General features: G+C 39.0%; 20 protein-coding genes. 3 read left to right on the forward strand and 17 right to left on the reverse strand.

Annotated elements, in window-relative coordinates; all coding sequences use genetic code 11:
• Window positions 1–141: 141 nt before the first annotated feature.
• The 6 genes from BQ5321_RS22300 to BQ5321_RS22330 all read right to left on the reverse strand — a co-directional run bounded on the left by BQ5321_RS22300 (window position 142) and on the right by BQ5321_RS22330 (window position 6,903).
• Complete coding sequence (locus tag BQ5321_RS22300) at window positions 142–447, reverse strand: hypothetical protein (protein WP_071396545.1); 306 nt, start codon at window positions 445–447, stop codon at window positions 142–144.
• A gap of 75 nt (window positions 448–522) precedes the next feature.
• Window positions 523–1,191: a P-II family nitrogen regulator gene (locus tag BQ5321_RS22305; RefSeq protein ID WP_071396546.1), complete on the reverse strand. Its 669-nt coding sequence runs from the start codon at window positions 1,189–1,191 to the stop codon at window positions 523–525.
• Complete coding sequence (locus BQ5321_RS22310; protein WP_071396547.1) at window positions 1,175–2,674, reverse strand: DUF1538 domain-containing protein; 1,500 nt, start codon at window positions 2,672–2,674, stop codon at window positions 1,175–1,177. Before BQ5321_RS22310 ends, BQ5321_RS22305 begins: the two co-directional genes overlap by 17 nt.
• 552 nt (window positions 2,675–3,226) lie before the next feature.
• Window positions 3,227–4,372: a PstS family phosphate ABC transporter substrate-binding protein gene (locus BQ5321_RS22320; RefSeq protein ID WP_071396549.1), complete on the reverse strand. Its 1,146-nt coding sequence runs from the start codon at window positions 4,370–4,372 to the stop codon at window positions 3,227–3,229.
• 165 nt (window positions 4,373–4,537) lie between these two features.
• A complete protein-coding gene (locus BQ5321_RS22325; protein WP_071396550.1) occupies window positions 4,538–5,779 on the reverse strand; it encodes an MFS transporter in 1,242 nt (413 codons plus the stop codon).
• A 554-nt stretch (window positions 5,780–6,333) separates the two neighbouring features.
• The gene (locus tag BQ5321_RS22330) at window positions 6,334–6,903 is read right to left on the reverse strand and encodes a dihydrofolate reductase family protein (RefSeq protein ID WP_071396551.1); all 570 of its coding nucleotides are present in this window, start codon (window positions 6,901–6,903) and stop codon (window positions 6,334–6,336) included.
• 146 nt (window positions 6,904–7,049) lie between these two features.
• Here BQ5321_RS22330 and BQ5321_RS22335 point away from each other — a divergent pair, with 146 nt between their 5' ends.
• Window positions 7,050–7,364 carry a PadR family transcriptional regulator gene (locus BQ5321_RS22335; RefSeq protein WP_071396552.1) on the forward strand — a complete coding sequence of 105 codons (315 nt, stop codon included), beginning with the start codon at window positions 7,050–7,052 and terminating at the stop codon, window positions 7,362–7,364.
• Between the two features lie 174 nt (window positions 7,365–7,538).
• Here the strand turns inward: BQ5321_RS22335 and BQ5321_RS22340 are convergent, their stop codons facing one another.
• Together BQ5321_RS22340 and rsgA are read right to left on the reverse strand one after the other, a co-directional pair.
• Complete coding sequence (locus BQ5321_RS22340) at window positions 7,539–8,120, reverse strand: DUF4256 domain-containing protein (RefSeq protein ID WP_071396553.1); 582 nt, start codon at window positions 8,118–8,120, stop codon at window positions 7,539–7,541.
• Between the two features lie 154 nt (window positions 8,121–8,274).
• Window positions 8,275–9,351, reverse strand: coding sequence for a ribosome small subunit-dependent GTPase A (rsgA, locus tag BQ5321_RS22345; RefSeq protein ID WP_234978485.1), 1,077 nt, complete (start codon window positions 9,349–9,351; stop codon window positions 8,275–8,277).
• Window positions 9,352–9,566: 215 nt separating this feature from the next.
• On the opposite strand from rsgA, the gene BQ5321_RS24770 reads away from it, so the two are divergent.
• Window positions 9,567–9,719, forward strand: a complete 153-nt coding sequence (locus tag BQ5321_RS24770; protein ID WP_234978441.1) for a hypothetical protein — start codon at window positions 9,567–9,569, stop codon at window positions 9,717–9,719.
• 8 nt (window positions 9,720–9,727) lie between these two features.
• On the opposite strand, the gene BQ5321_RS22350 is transcribed toward BQ5321_RS24770, so the two are convergent.
• The 7 genes from BQ5321_RS22350 to BQ5321_RS22380 all read right to left on the reverse strand — a co-directional run bounded on the left by BQ5321_RS22350 (window position 9,728) and on the right by BQ5321_RS22380 (window position 16,125).
• Entirely contained in the window at window positions 9,728–10,414 is a 687-nt protein-coding gene (locus BQ5321_RS22350) for an SDR family NAD(P)-dependent oxidoreductase (protein WP_071396555.1), read from the reverse strand.
• A gap of 57 nt (window positions 10,415–10,471) precedes the next feature.
• Complete coding sequence (gene deoB / locus BQ5321_RS22355) at window positions 10,472–11,653, reverse strand: phosphopentomutase (protein WP_071397026.1); 1,182 nt, start codon at window positions 11,651–11,653, stop codon at window positions 10,472–10,474.
• A gap of 34 nt (window positions 11,654–11,687) precedes the next feature.
• Complete coding sequence (locus BQ5321_RS22360) at window positions 11,688–12,311, reverse strand: AmiS/UreI family transporter (RefSeq protein WP_071397027.1); 624 nt, start codon at window positions 12,309–12,311, stop codon at window positions 11,688–11,690.
• A 107-nt stretch (window positions 12,312–12,418) separates the two neighbouring features.
• On the reverse strand, window positions 12,419–13,600 hold the full coding sequence (locus BQ5321_RS22365) for a NupC/NupG family nucleoside CNT transporter (protein ID WP_071396556.1): 1,182 nt from the start codon (window positions 13,598–13,600) through the stop codon (window positions 12,419–12,421).
• 69 nt (window positions 13,601–13,669) lie between these two features.
• Window positions 13,670–14,059: a cytidine deaminase gene (locus tag BQ5321_RS22370; protein ID WP_071396557.1), complete on the reverse strand. Its 390-nt coding sequence runs from the start codon at window positions 14,057–14,059 to the stop codon at window positions 13,670–13,672.
• A 71-nt stretch (window positions 14,060–14,130) separates the two neighbouring features.
• Window positions 14,131–14,805 (reverse strand): deoxyribose-phosphate aldolase, encoded by a 675-nt coding sequence (gene deoC / locus BQ5321_RS22375; RefSeq protein ID WP_071396558.1) that lies wholly within the window; start codon window positions 14,803–14,805, stop codon window positions 14,131–14,133.
• 18 nt (window positions 14,806–14,823) lie between these two features.
• Window positions 14,824–16,125 (reverse strand): pyrimidine-nucleoside phosphorylase, encoded by a 1,302-nt coding sequence (locus tag BQ5321_RS22380; RefSeq protein WP_071396559.1) that lies wholly within the window; start codon window positions 16,123–16,125, stop codon window positions 14,824–14,826.
• 331 nt (window positions 16,126–16,456) lie between these two features.
• Between BQ5321_RS22380 and BQ5321_RS22385 the strand changes: the two genes are divergently transcribed.
• On the forward strand, window positions 16,457–17,221 hold the full coding sequence (locus BQ5321_RS22385; RefSeq protein ID WP_071396560.1) for a TrmB family transcriptional regulator: 765 nt from the start codon (window positions 16,457–16,459) through the stop codon (window positions 17,219–17,221).
• Between the two features lie 59 nt (window positions 17,222–17,280).
• On the opposite strand, the gene deoD is transcribed toward BQ5321_RS22385, so the two are convergent.
• Entirely contained in the window at window positions 17,281–17,985 is a 705-nt protein-coding gene (deoD, locus tag BQ5321_RS22390) for a purine-nucleoside phosphorylase (protein WP_071396561.1), read from the reverse strand.
• A gap of 57 nt (window positions 17,986–18,042) precedes the next feature.
• Entirely contained in the window at window positions 18,043–19,212 is a 1,170-nt protein-coding gene (locus tag BQ5321_RS22395) for an MFS transporter (RefSeq protein ID WP_071396562.1), read from the reverse strand.
• Window positions 19,213–19,364 lie beyond the last annotated feature (152 nt).

Raw genomic sequence — 19,364 nt, forward strand, 5'->3', positions numbered from 1 at the left:
TAATATTCTACGAAAAAGGAGTAAATAAAGTTTCAATTTCCCTTACTATTCTAATTATTGATAAAGTAGAACTTGCTGTCGTTAAACGTATGTCTGATTGATCTTTAATGGAAAAAGAAGCAAGAGAATGACCCCCTGCCTCTAATGGTTATACCATCTTTTTCTATTTAAAATAAACAAGCTTCCTCCAAGTGTGAGCACCGAAATAAATTTGCTTGCCAAAAGCAGATAGGAGGTAGTTTGAGAATCAATCGTGATATGTGGGAGCAGGACTAAAAAGTAAACGATGACAAGTCCGAATACCAGAATGATATAGGCATGGTCAAATGACTTATTGATGATCTCCTGTCCCTTTTGATCCTCTTGATTTTTCAGAATAGATACCGCATAGGTAAAAACTAAAAGGATGAAATAGGCAATAGCGACTACTACAACCTCGATGTTCATGTTATGAGTGCCTCCTTTGTTATTCCTAATCGGCCTTATGATAATCTAAATAGGATGGCAGCATACACATTCATATCATTTATATATTCCGTACGTCTGATTTACATCTTGAATAAAGATGATTCCGTTACCCGGCTCATCTATCTTAATTTTTTTCCTGATGGAATTGATGATAGCATCTGTGCTTTCCTGTTCTGATAGAATCAGCACAATCTCCTTCTCCGGTTCTATCGCCATGGCAAAAACTTTACTTGTTTCATGGATACCCGAACCACGAGCATTAATGATGGTGCCCCCTTTTGACCCTGCCTCAGCTGCTGCCTCAATCACATACTCTGCATTCCCTTTTTCGACAATAACCGTAATGGCATGATACATGATAGTTTCCGCACCTCTTTCTTCTTTAATATTATCTCTTTTGCAGCTCCTGGCCCCTATAATATGACCAACAGAAGTAGTAAAGGCAATGCCATGATTTGGCTTTGAGAATTTAAATTTCTCATTAAGCCTTTCAAGGGACTGACTGACTCTTTCTTTATCACTAACCATCAATACGATCTCTTTTCTAACATCATTTAATGCTAAAAATTCTAAGAGGCGGTTCTTGATGGTGCCTTTCCCCAGCAGTACCGTTCCGCCGGGCATACCGCATTTCTTAGCTGTTTGCATGACCTTGCTTCCTAAACCGAAGTCAACGATAATACATAGCAATTCAAAATCAGCTGCTTCAGAATGACTCAACATCCTTAACCATTCCTCCCTTTTTCGATTTCAATTTAAAGACAAGCCCCAAAATCTGTAAGGCAATGAGCGGCGTTAATGCAACCATTGCAATCATACCAAATCCATCTACTAATACATTAGCACCTTCAATTGATTCCGCTGCACCCTGTACAAATGCAAGGATAAAAGTGGCCGTCATCGGTCCCGACGCCACACCACCGGAGTCAAAGGCAATCCCGACAAATAACTTTGGTACAATATAAGTCATAGCAATGGCGATTATATATCCAGGCAAAAGATAATGCCATAATTGAAGCTCGGGAATAATAATTCTCAGCATAGATAAAGCTACCGCAAGTCCTACGCCAATCGCAAGTGTTCCTATCACTACTTTTCTCTGTACATAGCCGCTTGTTACATCCTCAATCTGATGGGTTAATACATGAACAGCCGGCTCAGCAAGTATGGTAACAATCCCTAAAATAAAAGCTACAATTACAACATATGCTTTATTCTCTAAAGATGCAATACTATGTCCAATCGCAGTTCCTACGTCCATAAATCCGGCATTCACTCCTACTAAAAACAAGACAAGTCCAATAAAGGTAAATAAAAGACCCATTAGTATCTTTCTTACCGAATTCCTTGTCATTTTAAATGATATTTTCTGAAAGACAAGAAAGAGAATAATTATTGGCAGCAGGGCAACAATAATTTCCTGTGCGATAATAGGTATCTCATGTATAAACGGACTGATAAGAGAACCAGCTCCTATATCGTGGTGCTCTAGGCTCCCTGATATCTTATCTGTTTTGGAAATAATATTCATAATCATAACAGATATTATAGCTCCGGTAGAAGCAATGGCTACAAGCCCAAAGCTGTCCTTTTCGGAGGCTTTACTATCCTTTTTTAGTGCTGAAACACCTAGAGCAAGCGCAAGAACAAAAGGTACCGTCAGCGCACCAGTTGTCGCTCCCGAAGCATCAAACGAGATGGCTAAAAACTCAGGTGAGGTAAATATGGCGAGAACTAAGATGATTAGATACAAAATGGTTAATAATTTATAAAGAGGAAAGTTAAAAACAATTCGAACGAGGCCTACACTAATTAAAGCACCAATACCGATGGATACGACAAGGACTATACTTGCTTTTGAAATCAAGCCTGCCGTTACTAAATCAACCTGCCTTGCAAGAATATGCAAATCAGGCTCTGCAATAGAGATAAAAAAGCCCAGCATTAAGCCTGCAATAATCACAATCCAAATTTTATTTGATTTTGCGATCGTCCCGCCCATTGACCTTCCGATGGGTGTGATTCCAAGGTCAACACCAAATAAGAATATCGCCAATCCAATAATGATGAGAATCGCTCCAATAATAAATCGGAAAAATAACGCGGAATCAAGCGGGGCAAGAGTAAAGTGTAAAATTAATACGATTACTGTAATCGGTAAAACCGCGTACAGCACTTCCTTGAATTTTGATACTAGTACATTCAACGGTAATCATTCCTTTCAATTCTATTTCGAACGGGAAGAAACAGTCAGAACCACCCCTTTTTTATAAATTAGAAGGATATAAATAAAAGAGTCTGACACAAAAGGACATACTTATCCCATTGCGACAGACTCCACCTATATCAAATTCGCCCGTCGAATTTGCGTCCGGATTTTTATCGAGCTCGCTCGATAAACTACCTTTTAAAAAATCCATGACATCCGCCGGAGGCTTAACTTCATTCATCTGGGGGTTGAACCCCCACTGAATCGAAATACCTTTTACATTCATCCCCCACTTGTAGAAGTGGAGGCCCCTGTACCTGTCGCAAGCTTTCGGTACAAAAGGCATTTGCTGAATGAAGTTAAATACATATAAAATTATAATTTTTTTGCATAAAAGAATAATTTTAATTATTCCTATATCTATAGTAACATACATTTTCCCATTTTTTCTAGCAATATGACATTGCAAACTTTTGGTATAACAAAGGGATTGAAAGTTAATCAATAAACTCTCAATCCCTTTTACTATGAATCTATTTTCTATCTATACTATTCCACAGGAACATAACCAGTACGTTCGACGAGCTCCTGACCTTGTTCAGATAGCATCCAATTTATGAATGGCTCAATATTAGGATTTTCACTGCCAGCTGTAATGGCGTAAAATTGATCAACAAGTGGATAGGTTTTATTTTGAATATTTTCTTTCGTTGGTTGGATTCCTTCTATAGCAATATTTTTTATCTTCCCATTACTAACCATATTCTGCGAAAAATGCCTAAAGGAGTAACCAATTGCATTTGTACGATTTTGATAATTCGTGGTTTCTGTAATAATCCCACCCATTGCCGAAACAATGTCCTTTGAAGGAGGATTCATCAGTGGAACACCATCCATTACCTTTATAAGGGCAGACTGGCTCCCGCTACCCTCAGGACGTTGAAAGGCACGGATTTCTTCATCCTTTCCGCTCACCTCATGCCAATTCGTTATTTTTCCCGAATAGATTCCTTGAATCTGTTCCACTGTCAGTTTTTCTACTGGATTTTCCGAATGAACAAAGAACACAAAGGCCTCTCTTCCGATCGGTGTTAGATTTAAATCAATGCCTTGTTGTTCCGCACTCTTCATCTGCTCTTCAGAAGGATGAGCGATAAAGATGATATCCACCTCACCCTTTAATAGACGATCAAAGGCATATCCTGTTTGACTAGAAACAACCTCACTTTCTCCTAACGGATAGTCCTTTTCGGGATATACTGCTTGAACAAAGGCTGAATAAACCGGATATAAAGCCGTTGCTCCATCTAATAATGGAAGGTTGTCCTGGAATTTTAAAGTTGATGCTTCATCTAAAGCGACGGCTTTCGTCCCTTCTACAAATGGCTGATATTCTGATAAATTAACATCTTGGGTGCTGACTACTTCCAGGGATTTAACGTATGCCTGATACCCCTCATAAATACCCACTGATACGATACATAATAAAATGAAAACAATCGTACTTATCCTTGGTACTTTCCTTCTCAATTTATGATTGATTGCTAGAATGATTATAACGATCATACCAATTGTAACAATAGGTATTAAGATTGTATAAAATTCTGCGTCTCTTGTTAGTGATGCAATGACTGTTGCAATAAACCCGATGAATCCTAGTACAATTACGGTAAGAATAGAGCCAAATATTTTCATCGTATCCTCCTAGACATTGACTGATATTTATCTATAATAAGTCATTCTCTTTATCTATACATTAACATATTTATCCAGCAACCTTTGCTATGTAGGTCGAATAATTAGAGGAATACTAAAAAGATGCCCTCGAGGAAGGCATCTTTTTGTTGTAGATTGACTTATTTAGTTCTCTTTCAATGCAGGCTTTCCAGCTTCAATCAACACTTTATTCCGACCAAGAAAAATCGCTAATATGATAATAAAGATTCCAGTTCCTAGCAGCATCCATTCTATTTTGATGAAATCTGCTATTGGTCCGAATATTAGCATGCCAAGTGGCATCATTGAGGTTGAAATCATCCCCATAACGCCAAACACTCTTCCTAAGTATTCTTCCTCTACTTTTTCCTGCAGCAGTACAGTGGCTGGCGTATTGAAAATGGGCATCGCCACACCGAAAATACCCATAAAGGCTAAATAAACCCAGAAGATAGGTACAATTCCGAGTGCAAATGTGCAAATACCCATAATAACACTCGCAAAACCTAATGTTTTTATTTTATTCTGGAAGCCGCCCCAGGATGCGATGATTCCTCCACCTGCCATCATCCCAACGGAGAAGGCAATTTCAATAGCTGATAGCCGCCACACATCATCACCAAAGCTACGCGTTACCTGCAGTGGTGTCAAAAATGCTGCTGGTGCCATTAACACAAAGAATACCGCAAAGAATAGGAAAAACTTCTTCAGAAAATCATGAGTATTTACATATTGAAGCCCTTGTTTAAAGTCACTAAAATAGCTTGTGGTTTGTTTGTCTGCTGCCTTCTCATGAACAGATACTTTTAAGGCAAGAAGTGAAACTATCGCAATCGCTGCTGTAATCACATCAATAAAGAATATCATTTCAAGCGAGGTCACCCCTAAAAGGGCTGCACTAATCATGGGAGAAATGAACATGATAATCGCTTGAATACTTCCATTGGCTCCGTTCACCTGTGTCAGTCTTTCTTTTGGAACAATTTGCGGTAAAATGGCCCCTACTGCCGGCATTTGTACACCTGTCCCAAAGGCACGGACCGCTGCTATGGCAAACAATAGCCAGATAGAATCAAATCCCATTAAAAAAAGAATAGCGAGGATCAAAGTGGCCGTTGCAATAGCACCGTCTGCTAATATAATCAACAGCTTCCGGTTATAACGATCGGCCCAAACCCCTGCTACTGGAGATAAAATAAACGTTGGAATAAAACCACATATAATATATAACGTCATCATTAAACCTGATTCCGTCGTTAGAGTTATATGCCACATGATTGCGTATTGAACCACTGACGATCCAAAAAGCGAAATCGTCTGGCTGCTTAAAAAGAGGATAATATTCTTAAACCAATTCTCTTTGAGATTATGATTTAGTTTGTTCATTGATTAACAACCCATTTCTATTTAATTTTCAAATTTTACCTAAAATACTTTCAAAGGATTGTTCCACTCTATTCTCACACTTAGTTATCAAATTCGCCCGTCGAATTTGCGTCCGGATTACCTGAGCTCGCTCGGGTAAACTACCTTAAAAAAATCCGTGACATCCGCCATAGGCTTAACTTCATTCAGCCGGGGTTTGTACCCCACTGGATCGAAGGACCATTTGCATTCATCCCCCACTTATAGAAGTGGAGGACTTCTGTACCTGTCGCAAGCTTTCGGTACAGAAAGCATTTGCTGAATGAAGTTAAAGACAACAAAAAAGAGGGAATACTAGTCCCCTCTTTTAATTAACCGTCAAATATAGGTTTTCTTAAAAAAATAGACAGACCAATCCCATTGCTCTGAACATAGGCAGAGCTCCAAACATATTTAATTTGGGTATCGTAATCTCATTGACGCTGTCACAAAGAAAACCTCCATTTCTCAATAGCTTCTAATATCATAGCAAAACTATCGTTTGGACACAATTACTTTTAATTGTCAATAGATGTTTACTCCTCATTTAAACGGTAATGTAACTGAACAACGCCGGAGGAGAATGTTCTTGAATCTACCAGCTTCAGATTGATCCTCTGCCCTATATCAATAAATAATGGTTTTCCTTCACCTAGAATAACTGGGTGAACAGATAATCGAAATTCATCTACTAATCCCAAATGGATAAAGCTAGTAATAAGACTTGCCCCACCATATAACCAAATATCCTTACCAGGCATATTCTTTAATTTATTTACTTCTTCGAGGATATCACCATTTATAAAGTTTGCTTTATTATCCATTCCTTGTTTCGTTTTGGAAAATACATATTTTTCCTTACTATGTACTAATCTCCAGATTTCTTGTTCGTCCTCATTCGTTTCACTTTCCGGAGTATATTGCCCCCATAAATCATAGCTTTTACGCCCATATAAAATCGTATCAATTTGATTCAGGAAGTCAGTGAAACACATATCAGGGTCCATAATGCACCAATCTACTTCACCTCTTGGTCCTTCAATAAAACCATCTAAAGTAACGGCTAAATCTAAAATAATTCTTCTGGGGGTTACATTATTCGACATCATTTTTCCTCCTAGTTTGAAAGTGAACACCTTCTAAATGAGCATTCTACTTAATTTCTTTTAAGCTGATTATCATGATACTATTGGAAAGAGAGAGTTAATTTACGTAAGATAAGAGTAAAAGAATGTAAGGGCATGATGTAAACATGAATAAAGAGATGTTAAAAGGGACGATTGATTTATTGATTCTATCCACCCTCTCTTTGGCTGATAATTATGGCTATGAAATCTCAAAGAAAATAAAGGATCGTACGGAAGGGATGTTTGAGATCCAGGAGGCAACTCTTTACTTAGCACTCAAAAGGCTTGAAAAAAATAATTTTATTGAAGCCTATTGCGGGAGTGAAAGCCAGGGAGGGAAACGGAAATATTACCATTTAACTGAATTAGGAATCAAGCAGCTGGAACAGATGAAAAAGGACTGGATGAATATCTCGGAAATGGTGCATCGCTTTTTATAAAGTAGTGAGTGAGGTCTTGGTTATTTCCCTTACTAAAGTCAATGACAAAATGGTATTAATATTATCTATTATCATTTTTGGTAAGTTATTATAGCGAAAATGATGAAGAACAAATACTCAGAATCCGTTCTGAGTATTTGTTCTTTCCCAAACTAATCACCCTACTGAACAGTACTAGACCCTTAAAGAACCACGGAATCCTCTGGCACCATAGTAGGAGTCAGCACCGTTATGATACAAGAAGACACGACCATAGCGGCAATCACAAAAGACGGCACCGCCACGTTCTCTAATATCAGGAGGAGTTTGCACCCAACTCGATGTTTTTAAGTCGAAGCTTTCTAGCTTCTGCAAGTCTCGATATTGCTCCTCTGTTAAAAGCTCAATCCCCATGGCTGCTGCCATATCCATCGCATTATTTTCTGGTTTATTTTTTTTCCTTGACTCCAGCGCTTCACGGTCGTAACAAACACTCCTGCGCCCTTTAGGACTTTCCGCTGAGCAATCGTAAAAGATGTACTCATCGTTCTCTTTATCATATCCGACAACATCCGGTTCTCCGCCGGTTCTTTCCATTTCATGGAGCGACCATAGCTTATCAGGATGGGCATCAAGCTTTGCTTGGACTTGATCCCATTCAAGCCCATTATGACGATGACTATTTTTCTCAAAACGTGCTTTCAATTCTTCAAGTAGCTCATCTCGTTGTTCTAGAGACAGGTCCTTGTTATGTCCACCATTCTCATTCTCTGTCATATTCAATCCTCCTCGGTTTAAGTATAGGTAAAGATTTGTTTTATACTTATTTAAAAAAATCCGAAGGAATATTGAAAAACCCTCGGATTGGAAATTTTATTTTATAAGTACTGCTAGGGAATGTCAATTTATGCCTTCAATTGAAACGAACCTTTTATCTTCGTTTTTTCTTTTGCTGTTCTTTTAGGAACTTCTTGGCATTTTTTATTCCGCCCATTTCACTAAATAGACTATTTAGCTTTTCTTTTTCAATCATTTTTGAATTCAAGCCTTCATACTTGGTTTCTTTTATGAGTTTCCGATAGCTTTCTAGCCTTTCAGCTGACAACATACCGTCCTTAATGGCCTTTTGCACAGCACAGTTAGGTTCATTTTTGTGAGTACAGTCATTAAATTTACACGTAGCTGCCAAATCATCAATATCCGCGAAGGATTTGGTCAGATCAGCACTCATGATACCAAGTTCACGCATTCCTGGAGTATCAATTACTACGCCAGTACCCTCTATCATGATTAATTCACGTCTTGTCGTTGTATGTCTACCTTTATCGTCGTTTCTGATTCCACTCGTATCCATTACTGTTTGGCCAAGCAGACAGTTAATTAAGGTTGATTTTCCCACACCAGATGAACCGATAAAAGCAGCTGTTTGTCCATTCGTCAGATAGCTTTTTAATGCTTGATAGCCATCATCAGAGGTACTTGTCGTAACGTATACGTCTACACCGATGGCAACGGAAGCGACTTCGTTAAGCCGTTGCTCAATTTCCGTACAGAGATCGGATTTTGTCAGGACCACGACCGGTATCGCACCACTGTCCCAAGCAATAGAAAGGTAGCGTTCCAGCCTGCGCAGATTAAAATCGTTATTCAGTGACATGCAAATAAAAACGGTATCGATATTTGCCGCAACAACCTGCAGCTCTTCCTTTTTACCTGCTGCCTTTCTTGTAAAAACACTTTTACGCGTCAGTACATGATGAATAATTCCAATTCCTTTGGTACTATCATTCCGATCAACCATTACAAAATCACCAACAGCCGGGAATTCAGAAGGGTCCTTGACGCTATAGAGAAACTTACCAGATATCTCTGCTGTCATTTCACCGTGTTCCGTCAACACCTTATAAATATTTTTAGATTGTGAAGAAACTCGGCCAATAAAAAGATTACTATATTGTGTAGACTCCTGAATAAATCGATCAGTAAGTCCTAAATTTTTCATATTCATGTTCAATTCTATTTCCTCCTAAGGTTTGGATTGCAGCCTTTGGGAGGTTCTATGCCTACTTTATTTTGCACATACCTCCCCGTTACTTACAATCTCATTGCTTTGGTTGTTAAACATAAAACAACAACTCCTTTCGATCATTATATGCTTCACTATATCACAATCCTCAACGAAATTGAATGAAGGGGTGCGTGCTCCATTAAGGTAAGAAAAAAATGAAATCATTACGCTCAGATAAAATCTATCGTGAAATTTTACAAGCTCCAGAAGCGGAAAAGGTAGAGCTATTCAGACATCAAATGCTGGCTCCATGGAACTATTCGAAGAATGGAAGGGCTATCCCTGTCTCTTTTCAATATTACTCTTAACCATTATTCTAATTCTTCGCATTCAAGCCTTGACCCATGATCAGCTCTGTTTCATTTTCTCTTTCAATGATTTCAGCTGCAACCTCAGCAGCTGATTTTAATCTCGAACGGTCGGTTATATAGTTATTTTCATCCCAAAAAGGAGTATCCATGCCACCCATATAGACACCCGTAACAGATATAGACGTATTCTCTAATTCCTTTACTAATGCTTCAGTGAAGCCCCGAATAGCAAACTTGCTCGCACAATACGCGGTTTCATGAACCTTTCCATATAATCCGGCTGTTGAAATAATGTTCATGATTTTTCCGGCATTCCGTTCTAAAAAGGAAGGTAAAATGGCTTTAGTCACATAAATTGTTCCTTTTACATTGGTATCAATCATGGAACTAATCTCACCGACTTTGATTTCCTGGAGAGGGCCGAAGTAACCGACCCCTGCATTATTAATCACCTGATCTATCTTTTCCGTCTCATTTAAATCAGAGAGCATTTGTTTAACCCTACTTGCATTTGTTATGTCACAAGAAATGGTTCTTGCACTCCCCTTTGTTTTTACTATCATTTGACGTACTTCATCTAGACGAGTACTTGTTCTTCCAACCAACAAAATTCGATTTCCCTTTTCAGCATATGCAAGAGCAAGTTCTTTACCCAGCCCTGTACCTGATCCGGTAATTAAGATGGTTTTCATACACTACACCTCTGTATTTGGGGTTGTGTTAAACAAAAATCTTGATGCATCCTTGGTCTATAGCTTGCTTTTCAAATCGGTTAAAAAGCTTGTGCCATATTGAGGCATGTTTACTTGGAAGTTTTCAGCAACAGTTGCCCCTACATCAGCAAAGGTTTTTCGAACCGGAAGCTCAAAGCCTTCCTTCATGCGCTGCGAATAAACAAGAAGCGGAACATATTCCCGCGTATGATCAGTACCCGGGTGAACCGGATCATTCCCATGGTCAGCTGTAATAATGAGAAGATCATCTTCATTCATATTAGGAAGCACTTCTGACAATCTTACGTCAAATTCTTCTAATGCCTTTCCATAGCCAATGGGGTCACGGCGATGGCCATATAAGGCATCAAAATCAACAAGATTTAAAAAGCTTAAACCAGTAAAGTCCATTGATAAAGTATCCATTAGTTTATTCATTCCATCTTGATTGGAAATCGTCCGAAGTGACTTCGTTACACCCTCGCCATCAAAAATATCTGAAATTTTCCCAATGGAAATCACATCGAATCCTGAATCCTTTAACTCATTCATCACTGTGCGGTCAAATGGTTTTAATGCATAATCATGGCGGTTCGAAGTTCGTTTAAACTCCCCTGGCTGTCCGATAAAAGGTCTGGCAATTACGCGCCCTACCATATACTTTTCATCAAGCGTTAATTCACGGGCTATTTTACAAATTTCATATAACTCATCAAGTGGAACCATTTCCTCATGGGCGGCAATTTGAAGAACAGAGTCAGCTGAAGTGTAGACGATTAATGCCCCTGACTTCATATGCTCTTCCCCTAATTCATCAAGAATGGCCGTTCCGCTGGCAGGGATATTTCCAATAACCTTCCTGCCGCTTCTTGTTTCTAATTCATGAATCAGTTCATCGGGAAAACCATTCGGGAAAACTTGAAATGGTGTTTGAATATTTAAACCCATCATCTCCCAATGTCCTGTCATCGTATCTTTCCCAACGGAGGCTTCCTCCATTTTGGTGTAAACAGCCAAAGGCTTTTCATCCTTAGCAATTCCCTTTATTGGCTTAATATGACTTAAGCCAAGCTTTGCCATATTCGGCATATGAAGCCCGTTCATTTTTTCAGCAATATGTCCAAGTGTGTCAGAGCCTTTATCACCAAATGCTTCCGCATCAGGAGCTTCTCCAATTCCCACTGAATCCATTACAACTAGAAAAATTCGTTTAAACATATTCTTTTCCACCTTTGTTACCTCCCATAAATCATTAGACTTTACGTTTATCGACTTGCGGCAGTACCACTGAAATCTTTAGCCTCGACAAACCGATAGCAAAATAGACAATCGAGCCGATCATGACGACGTACCATATTTGATTGACAATCGGTGTATTCCATATGCCCATAAAATATAAAAGGGACGGAATGGTTAATGTGACCCATGACTGTATAAAAGCAACTTTACCAAGAAAATGGTCAATTTTCATTTCCAAAGTATTAGATAAAAAGAACAATAGCCAAAGAAACGCCCACATTCCCCATGTTAAGGCACTAATCCCATCATGGAAGTGAACAATGGCTGTAACTGTATACACAATCGCAACAACCACTACCCATAAACAAAACCAGCCAAGCCCTTTACTATCCATTCCCATTAAGGCGGTGATGCCAAAATATAAATACGTCAATCCAAATAAAAAGATAGAGGCAAAGTTGTACAGCTCCCAATTGCTTTGATCTGAGCTGATGATTAAATAAAATGGAATAATGATTTGAATCATTCCCACAAATAGGTTAAATATGCCGACACTTTTCGCTTCAGCTTTTCCAAGAATCAACAAGCTATTCAGAAACAACACTGCACCCGAAAGAAACAAACCTACAAAGCTCATATTCATAGATTATGGGGAATTCCCACAATCTTTCTTCACCTCCTTAAAATAAGGAAAAGCAATTTTTCACCCCTATAATAGGAATGAAAAAATGCTTTTTCAATTTATTATAAAACCATACTTACAATGATAGATGTTAATACACTTACCAATGATGCACCATATAATAGCTTTAATCCAAACTTGGCAACAACATTTCCTTTTTTCTCATTTAACCCTTTTACAGCACCTGCGATAATCCCAATAGAAGAGAAGTTCGCAAAGGAAACTAGGAACACTGAAATAATTCCTAATGTTCGCGGGCTAAAGGATTCTTTCATACTTACCAAATCCATCATCGCAACAAACTCATTCGTGACAAGCTTCGTGGCCATAATACCACCTGCTTTCACTGCTTCTGAGAACGGAATACCCATAATAAAAGCAAAAGGTGCAAAAAGATAGCCTAACATACCTTGGAACGAAATACCGAAAATCATCTGAAAAACGCTATTAATCGCAGCAACCAAGGCAACAAATCCAATTAACATCGCACCAACAATGACCGCTACTTTAAAGCCGTCAAGGATATATTCCCCTAGCATTTCAAAGAAGCTTTGCTTTTCTGTGTCTTGGATTTCTAAAATATCCTCTTCTGGTGTAACTGTATAGGGATTAATAATGGAGGCGATAATAAATCCGCCAAATAAGTTCAGGACAAGTGCTGTTACTACATATCTAGGTTCAATCATTGTCATATAAGCACCGACAATCGACATGGATACCGTTGACATCGCCGACGCACATAGGGTATATAAACGGTTTGCTGGCAATAGACCTAACTGCTTTTTCACCGTAATAAATACTTCAGATTGACCAATCATCGCTGATGCCACTGCATTATATGATTCCAATTTCCCCATGCCGTTTACTTTACTAAGCAACAAGCCAATCGCCTTCATAACAACCGGTAATATTTTCGTGTACTGCAGAATTCCAATTAAAACAGAAATAAATACAATTGGCAATAAAACATTAAGGAAGAAAGGGGCTTGTCCATCATTGGCAATGCCGCCAAATACAAAGGCTACCCCTTCACCTGCATATTCTAATAATTTACCAAACACGCCTGCAATCACTTTAATTAGTCCCAAACCAAGTGAAGTATTCAGTAATAAGACACATAACATTAATTGTATAATAACCATAAGAATAACCGGTTTTATTTTGATATCTTTTCGATTGCTACTTGCCAGATAAGCTAATCCAAAAACGACAAGTAAACCGATGATTGCAATGATGTACTTCATTTTTATTCCCCCACATGGTGTATATATCTCATGTTGATGTATCCGCTTCCATCTTGTGTAAATTTATCGTTAATCTTTTAAAGAGAAAGCACCAGGCAATAACTCATCAATTGTCGTCTCAACTTTAGCCCCGTTTAAATTAGCTAAGATAATTTTGGTATCCTTGTCACAAAACTCAGCCATCACCTGACGGCAAGCACCACAAGGAGCAATAGGACCTTCTGTATCACCTACCACTACAATCGCTTCCACTTCCTTTTTACCTTCAGAAACTGCTTTGAAAATCGCCGTTCTTTCTGCACAGTTAGTTAATCCGTAGGAGGCATTTTCAATATTGCATCCAAGAAAGACCTGCTTATCCTTTGTCATTAAGGCTGCACCAACCTGAAACTTTGAGTAAGGAGCATAAGCCTTTTTACGAGCCTCTATCGCCTGATCAAGTAATGATTGAATATCCATTGTTTTGTCATCCTTTCCGCTCTGATTAATTTCAGTATTAGGCTGGCCAATAGACCAGCCTATTCTATTTATTAATAGGAAGATGTTGATGTTTCTCCATTCACAATCTTTACGCCGGAACTTGCCCCGATTCGTGTGGCTCCTGCTTCAATCACAGCTTCAGCATCTGCTGCACTTCGAACACCGCCAGAGGCCTTCACACCCATATCAGGACCGACCGTTTTCCTCATTAATGCGACATCAGCAACAGTTGCTCCACCAGTTGAGAAGCCTGTTGATGTTTTAACAAAGTCTGCTCCTGCTTTAACTGCCAATTCACAGGCTTTGACTTTTTCCTCATCTGTTAAGAGACAGGTTTCAATAATCACTTTCGTCAACGCTTTCCCTTTCGCTGCATCGACAACTGCCTTAATATCCGCTTCCACAGCATCATACTGTTGATCCTTTAAGTTCCCAATATTGATAACCATATCCACTTCAGTTGCACCATTTTCAATCGCGTTCTTTGTTTCAAACGCTTTTACCTCTGGTGTTGTGGCTCCAAGGGGAAAGCCAATAACCGTGCAGACCTTTACTTCCGGCGTATCACGAAGAAATTCTGCTGCTGTTTTCACCCATGTTGGGTTAACACAAACAGATGCGAATTTGTATTGTTTGGCTTCTTCAAGCAACTTCATTAGTTCAGCCTTTGTTGCATCTGCTTTTAATAATGTATGATCAATCATTGCTGCTATATTTTTCGTCATGCTTTCCATCCCTTTCAACTATTGGATTTCTGTATAAATCAACGTAGGTTTTTCTACTTTTTCATCGACTATACGATAAGCTGAGTATATCTTCTCCATTGCCTCTTTGACATTTTCGTTGTTGCTATGAATGGTTACTAAAGCGTCTCCTGCTTGGACAGAATCTCCTACTTTTTTATGAAGCACTATACCTACTGCCAAATCTATAACAGATTCCTTTGTAGCGCGCCCTGCCCCAAGTACCATCGCAGCAACTCCGATTGTTTCAGCACTAATTTCCGCCACGTATCCAGACTGTTTAGCTGGAACAGCGATAGTATAAGAAGCTGTTGGCAGCTTAGCAGGCTCATCAACAACAGATGAATCTCCGCCTTGGGCAGCAAGGAAGGTTTTAAAGCTTTCTAATGCTTTTCCATTTCGAATCGACTCCTCCAGCATTTCACGGGCCTGCTCGTAATCTGCTGCCTTTTCTGCAGATACAACCATATGACTGCCAAGTGTCAAACAAAGTTCATGTAAATCTTCTGGTCCTTGACCATTCAGGGTGTCAATCGCTTCTTTCACTTCAAGAGCATTTCCAACTGCAAACCCAAGCGGCTGGCTCATATCTGAAATGATTGCTTTTGTTTTACGACCGACTCCATTTCCAATGTCAACCATAGTCTTAGCTAATTCCTTTGCCTCCTCAAGGCTCTTCATAAATGCCCCGCTGCCTGTTTTAACATCAAGAACGATTGCATCAGCCCCTGCTGCGATTTTCTTACTCATAATTGAACTCGCAATCAGAGGAATAGAGTCCACTGTTGCCGTAACATCTCTTAGTGCATATAATTTTTTATCGGCTGGTGTTAAGTTGCCACTTTGACCGATGACAGCCACTTTATTTTTATTCACTAAATCAATAAATTCTTCATTTGTAATTTCCACATGAAATCCTTTAATCGATTCCAATTTATCTATTGTACCGCCAGTATGACCTAGGCCTCGGCCTGACATTTTAGCAACTGGTACGCCAACGGAAGCAACAAGTGGAGCCAATACAAGTGTAGTCGTATCGCCAACTCCGCCGGTGCTGTGCTTATCTACCTTTATTCCTTCAATTCCAGATAGATCAATCTGATCACCGGATTGAACCATTGCTTCTGTTAAATGGACGCGTTCTTCCTTTGTCATTCCTTTGAAGAAAACGGCCATGGAGAAAGCCGACATTTGATAATCTGGAATTTCCCCATTTGTAAAGCCATTTATTAAAAATTGAATTTCCTCTTTCGTTAATTCAAAGCCATCACGTTTTTTCTCAATCAAGTCAACCATTCTCATATGATTTCCTCCTAACAACTGTGAAAAGATATTCAGTATTTACTGAATAAAATTTAAATGCGAACGTTTTCATTTAATGAAATTTTAAAGCACTTTTCCTTGTTAGACTTTACACTAAGCAAGTATTTATGCATCTTTTACACTGATTACTATAACAGTAGTAACCTAATTAGTAAATAGGTTTTTTTTCAAAAAAACGTTGAATGATTTGTGTCAGCTTTAGGTCATTATTTATATGCGACACGAGGAATCGTTTTACAAAACAATCATCATCACCTATGATAGATTGTAAATCATTGGGTTATTTGAAATTCTAAAAGAGGTTGGGCCTATGTTGCAAAAATTCGGATTTTCACAATATGAAAGTAAAGTGTATGAAGTATTGTCTTCAAGTGATGAACCACTCGATGCCACTATGATTGTAAAGTTTTCAGGTGTTCCAAAGGCAAAGGTCTATGAAGTCATATCCAGGATGATTGGAAAAGGGCTGGTACTCGATTCAGTATCCGAAAAGAAAAAGCTGTATACTGCTCTACCATTACAACTTGTCATTGAAAAGCTGACTAGTGAATTCCAGTCCAATATCAAACAATTAAAACTCAATACACCAAAAAAAATAGTAACCGATGACCGTGTATGGAGCTTAAAGGTTGAATCATCCATCCAGCTGCAAATCAAACAGCTCTTGAAAGAGGCACAGCGCTCTATTCAGATTTCTATTTGGACAGATGAGCTCCCTGAATACTTGCCATTACTCATTGAAAAAGAACAATCAGGGGTAAAGGTTGAAGCTCTTTTCGTCGGAGAGACAAAGGAAGAAATCCCATTGTCCACCTATTACAGGCTATCAGTTATAGAAGAACATCGAGCATTGGAAAGAAACCGCCTCATCATTATTGATGAAGAGACGACATTATTCGCCGGTGTTGAAAATAATGCATGGCAAGCGATGGTTACAAAATCAAAGCCATTTGTTAAGTTTTTCGTCGAGTTTTTCTATCATGATGTGGCACTGACAAAGATTACAAAGAAATATGAAGATACCTTGATGGAGGATGAAGAAATTAAACATCTTCTGCTGCGTCTGCGTTATTAGGTATACCTATTTCGAAAGCAACTTAAAAACAGGCAGGGAATACCCTTGCCTGTTCTTTGTTATTTGTTTAACGTTTCAAGAGCTATAACAACCATGTCATCAAAGGTTGTCTGTCTTTCCTCTGCAGTCGTATCTTCTCCGGTAAAAATATGATCACTAACCGTTAGAATAGATAATGCCTGTGCACCGTACTTAGCAGCGAGTGTATACAATGCAGTGGTTTCCATCTCTACCGCTAGTACACCATAATCACCTAGCTTTTTCACAAGATCCATACTGTCACGATAGAAGACATCTGCCGACAATACATTTCCGGTCTTCATGTTAATCCCGTGCTCCGTTCCAATTTGATAGGCATGATGGAGCAAATCAAAGCTTGCACAAGGTGCATAATCAATTCCTGGAAATGTCAAACGGTTGATATTCGAATCCGTCGAAGCTGTCATCGCAAGGACTACATCACGAACATGCATATCCTTTTGAATCGCACCGCAAGAGCCCACGCGAATTAGATTTTTCACACCATACTCACGAATCAGTTCATTCACATAGATAGAAATCGATGGAAGACCCATGCCTGTACCTTGAACCGATACCCTTTTCCCTTTGTATGTCCCTGTAAAACCAAGCATTCCACGGACTTCATTGTAACAGGATACGTCCTCTAAAAAGGTCTCAGCGATATACTTGGCCCGTAATGGATCTCCAGGCAATAAAATACTATCGGCAATTTCTCCCTGTTTCGCATTAATATGAACACTCATTTATTCAAGATTTATAAAAAGCAGTAGCTCTTTTATAAATCTTGTTCACCTCCTTGTTTATAATTCATGAATCTCTTTAGTTGAAGTTTGTGATCGTGTTATCGAAAAAACAGCACTGATTAATGCCAGAAGGACAAAAACCCCTCCGATGGATGCATTGTGGAGCACAGATGAAGACTGGTTAATCACCATTCCCCCAATAACAGAACCAGCTGCGATTCCTAGATGCGAGGCCGTATTATTCAGACTTTGTTGTATATCCGCTGTCTCTGGAGTGGTCTCAATTAAATAATTTTGTTGTGCTGGTGTAATCGCCCAGCTTAACATGCTCCAAATCATCATGATTATCACAAAGAGAATGGTTGAAAAAGTAACCTTTGGTAGGATAAACAGAACAAGGCAAAAGACAGAGATAATCCCCAAAATGCTCTTTTCTGAGCCCCACTTATCCGCCATAAATCCACCGAATCCGCCGCCAATGACAGCCGCCACACCAAAGATGAAATAGAAAATACTTACCCATGTCGCATTCAGGTTTAGTGCTGTTTGCAGGAATGGTGTAAGGTATGCGTATAGTGTTAAATGACCGGTTAAGAATAGCAGCGATGTTAGCTGTGCAGTCAATATTTTTGGTCTCTTTAATGTCTCTAACTGCTTTCTTAAAGAGATGACAGGCTTCGGCTCCATTTTATCAAAAAACAGCATGATTCCTAGCATTGAGACAAGGGAAAGAATCGCAATGAATAGAAACGGCGAGCGCCATCCGAAATGCTGCCCAATAACAAGACCTATCGGCACGCCAATAACTAATGACCCGCTGACCCCCATCATGATAACTCCAATGGCCCTTGCTCGATATTCTCCCCTTACAATACTGGATGAAATCGTGATAGCTAAAACAACTAAAAGAGAGCCAGTAGCAGCTGAGATGATTCTTGTGATAAATAGAATGAGGAAATTAGGACTGAAATAGGCTAGCAGATTGCCGCCAAAAAATATTAATAAAGTCCAAAGAAATAACTTTTTTCTTTCGACCTTGGCTGTTACTGTTAGCAATACGGGAGAAGCAAGTGCAAAAACAAGAGAATATATTGTAATTAGCTCCCCGGCTTTACTAACAGACACCCCAAGGCCATCTGACACAATATCCAGGATTCCACCAACAATCAATTCCGCCATCCCTACTACAAACGAAACAACAGATAATAGATAAACCTTATAATTCAAACGCCCCACCCTTACTTAGATAGTTAATAAAGTTACTACCATAATAGTAACCTTGTTAGATTGGTGATTGCAAGCTATATTTTCATTTATCCACTCTATTGTTTTGAAATTGGGATGATTACTGAAAAGGGAAAGAGGCAGGACTATCCCTG

Source organism: Bacillus tuaregi, assembly GCF_900104575.1.
GTDB lineage: Bacteria > Bacillota > Bacilli > Bacillales > Cytobacillaceae > Bacillus_BD > Bacillus_BD tuaregi.

Coding starts and splice junctions, on each gene's coding strand:
- deoD (WP_071396561.1), bottom strand. CDS start 17,985: ATGAGTGTTCATATTAATGCGAAACAGGGAGAAATTGCCGATAGTATT.
- deoB (WP_071397026.1), bottom strand. CDS start 11,653: ATGTTTAAACGAATTTTTCTAGTTGTAATGGATTCAGTGGGAATTGGA.
- BQ5321_RS22350 (WP_071396555.1), bottom strand. CDS start 10,414: ATGAAAACCATCTTAATTACCGGATCAGGTACAGGGCTGGGTAAAGAA.
- deoC (WP_071396558.1), bottom strand. CDS start 14,805: ATGACGAAAAATATAGCAGCAATGATTGATCATACATTATTAAAAGCA.
- BQ5321_RS22335 (WP_071396552.1), top strand. CDS start 7,050: ATGAATAAAGAGATGTTAAAAGGGACGATTGATTTATTGATTCTATCC.
- BQ5321_RS22325 (WP_071396550.1), bottom strand. CDS start 5,779: ATGAACAAACTAAATCATAATCTCAAAGAGAATTGGTTTAAGAATATT.
- BQ5321_RS22370 (WP_071396557.1), bottom strand. CDS start 14,059: ATGGATATTCAATCATTACTTGATCAGGCGATAGAGGCTCGTAAAAAG.
- BQ5321_RS22300 (WP_071396545.1), bottom strand. CDS start 447: ATGAACATCGAGGTTGTAGTAGTCGCTATTGCCTATTTCATCCTTTTA.
- BQ5321_RS22380 (WP_071396559.1), bottom strand. CDS start 16,125: ATGAGAATGGTTGACTTGATTGAGAAAAAACGTGATGGCTTTGAATTA.
- BQ5321_RS22305 (WP_071396546.1), bottom strand. CDS start 1,191: ATGTTGAGTCATTCTGAAGCAGCTGATTTTGAATTGCTATGTATTATC.
- BQ5321_RS22340 (WP_071396553.1), bottom strand. CDS start 8,120: ATGACAGAGAATGAGAATGGTGGACATAACAAGGACCTGTCTCTAGAA.
- rsgA (WP_234978485.1), bottom strand. CDS start 9,351: ATGAATATGAAAAATTTAGGACTTACTGATCGATTTATTCAGGAGTCT.
- BQ5321_RS22320 (WP_071396549.1), bottom strand. CDS start 4,372: ATGAAAATATTTGGCTCTATTCTTACCGTAATTGTACTAGGATTCATC.
- BQ5321_RS22360 (WP_071397027.1), bottom strand. CDS start 12,311: ATGAGCTTTGTAGGTTTGTTTCTTTCGGGTGCAGTGTTGTTTCTGAAT.
- BQ5321_RS22385 (WP_071396560.1), top strand. CDS start 16,457: ATGTTGCAAAAATTCGGATTTTCACAATATGAAAGTAAAGTGTATGAA.
- BQ5321_RS22365 (WP_071396556.1), bottom strand. CDS start 13,600: ATGAAGTACATCATTGCAATCATCGGTTTACTTGTCGTTTTTGGATTA.
- BQ5321_RS22330 (WP_071396551.1), bottom strand. CDS start 6,903: ATGTCGAATAATGTAACCCCCAGAAGAATTATTTTAGATTTAGCCGTT.
- BQ5321_RS24770 (WP_234978441.1), top strand. CDS start 9,567: ATGAAATCATTACGCTCAGATAAAATCTATCGTGAAATTTTACAAGCT.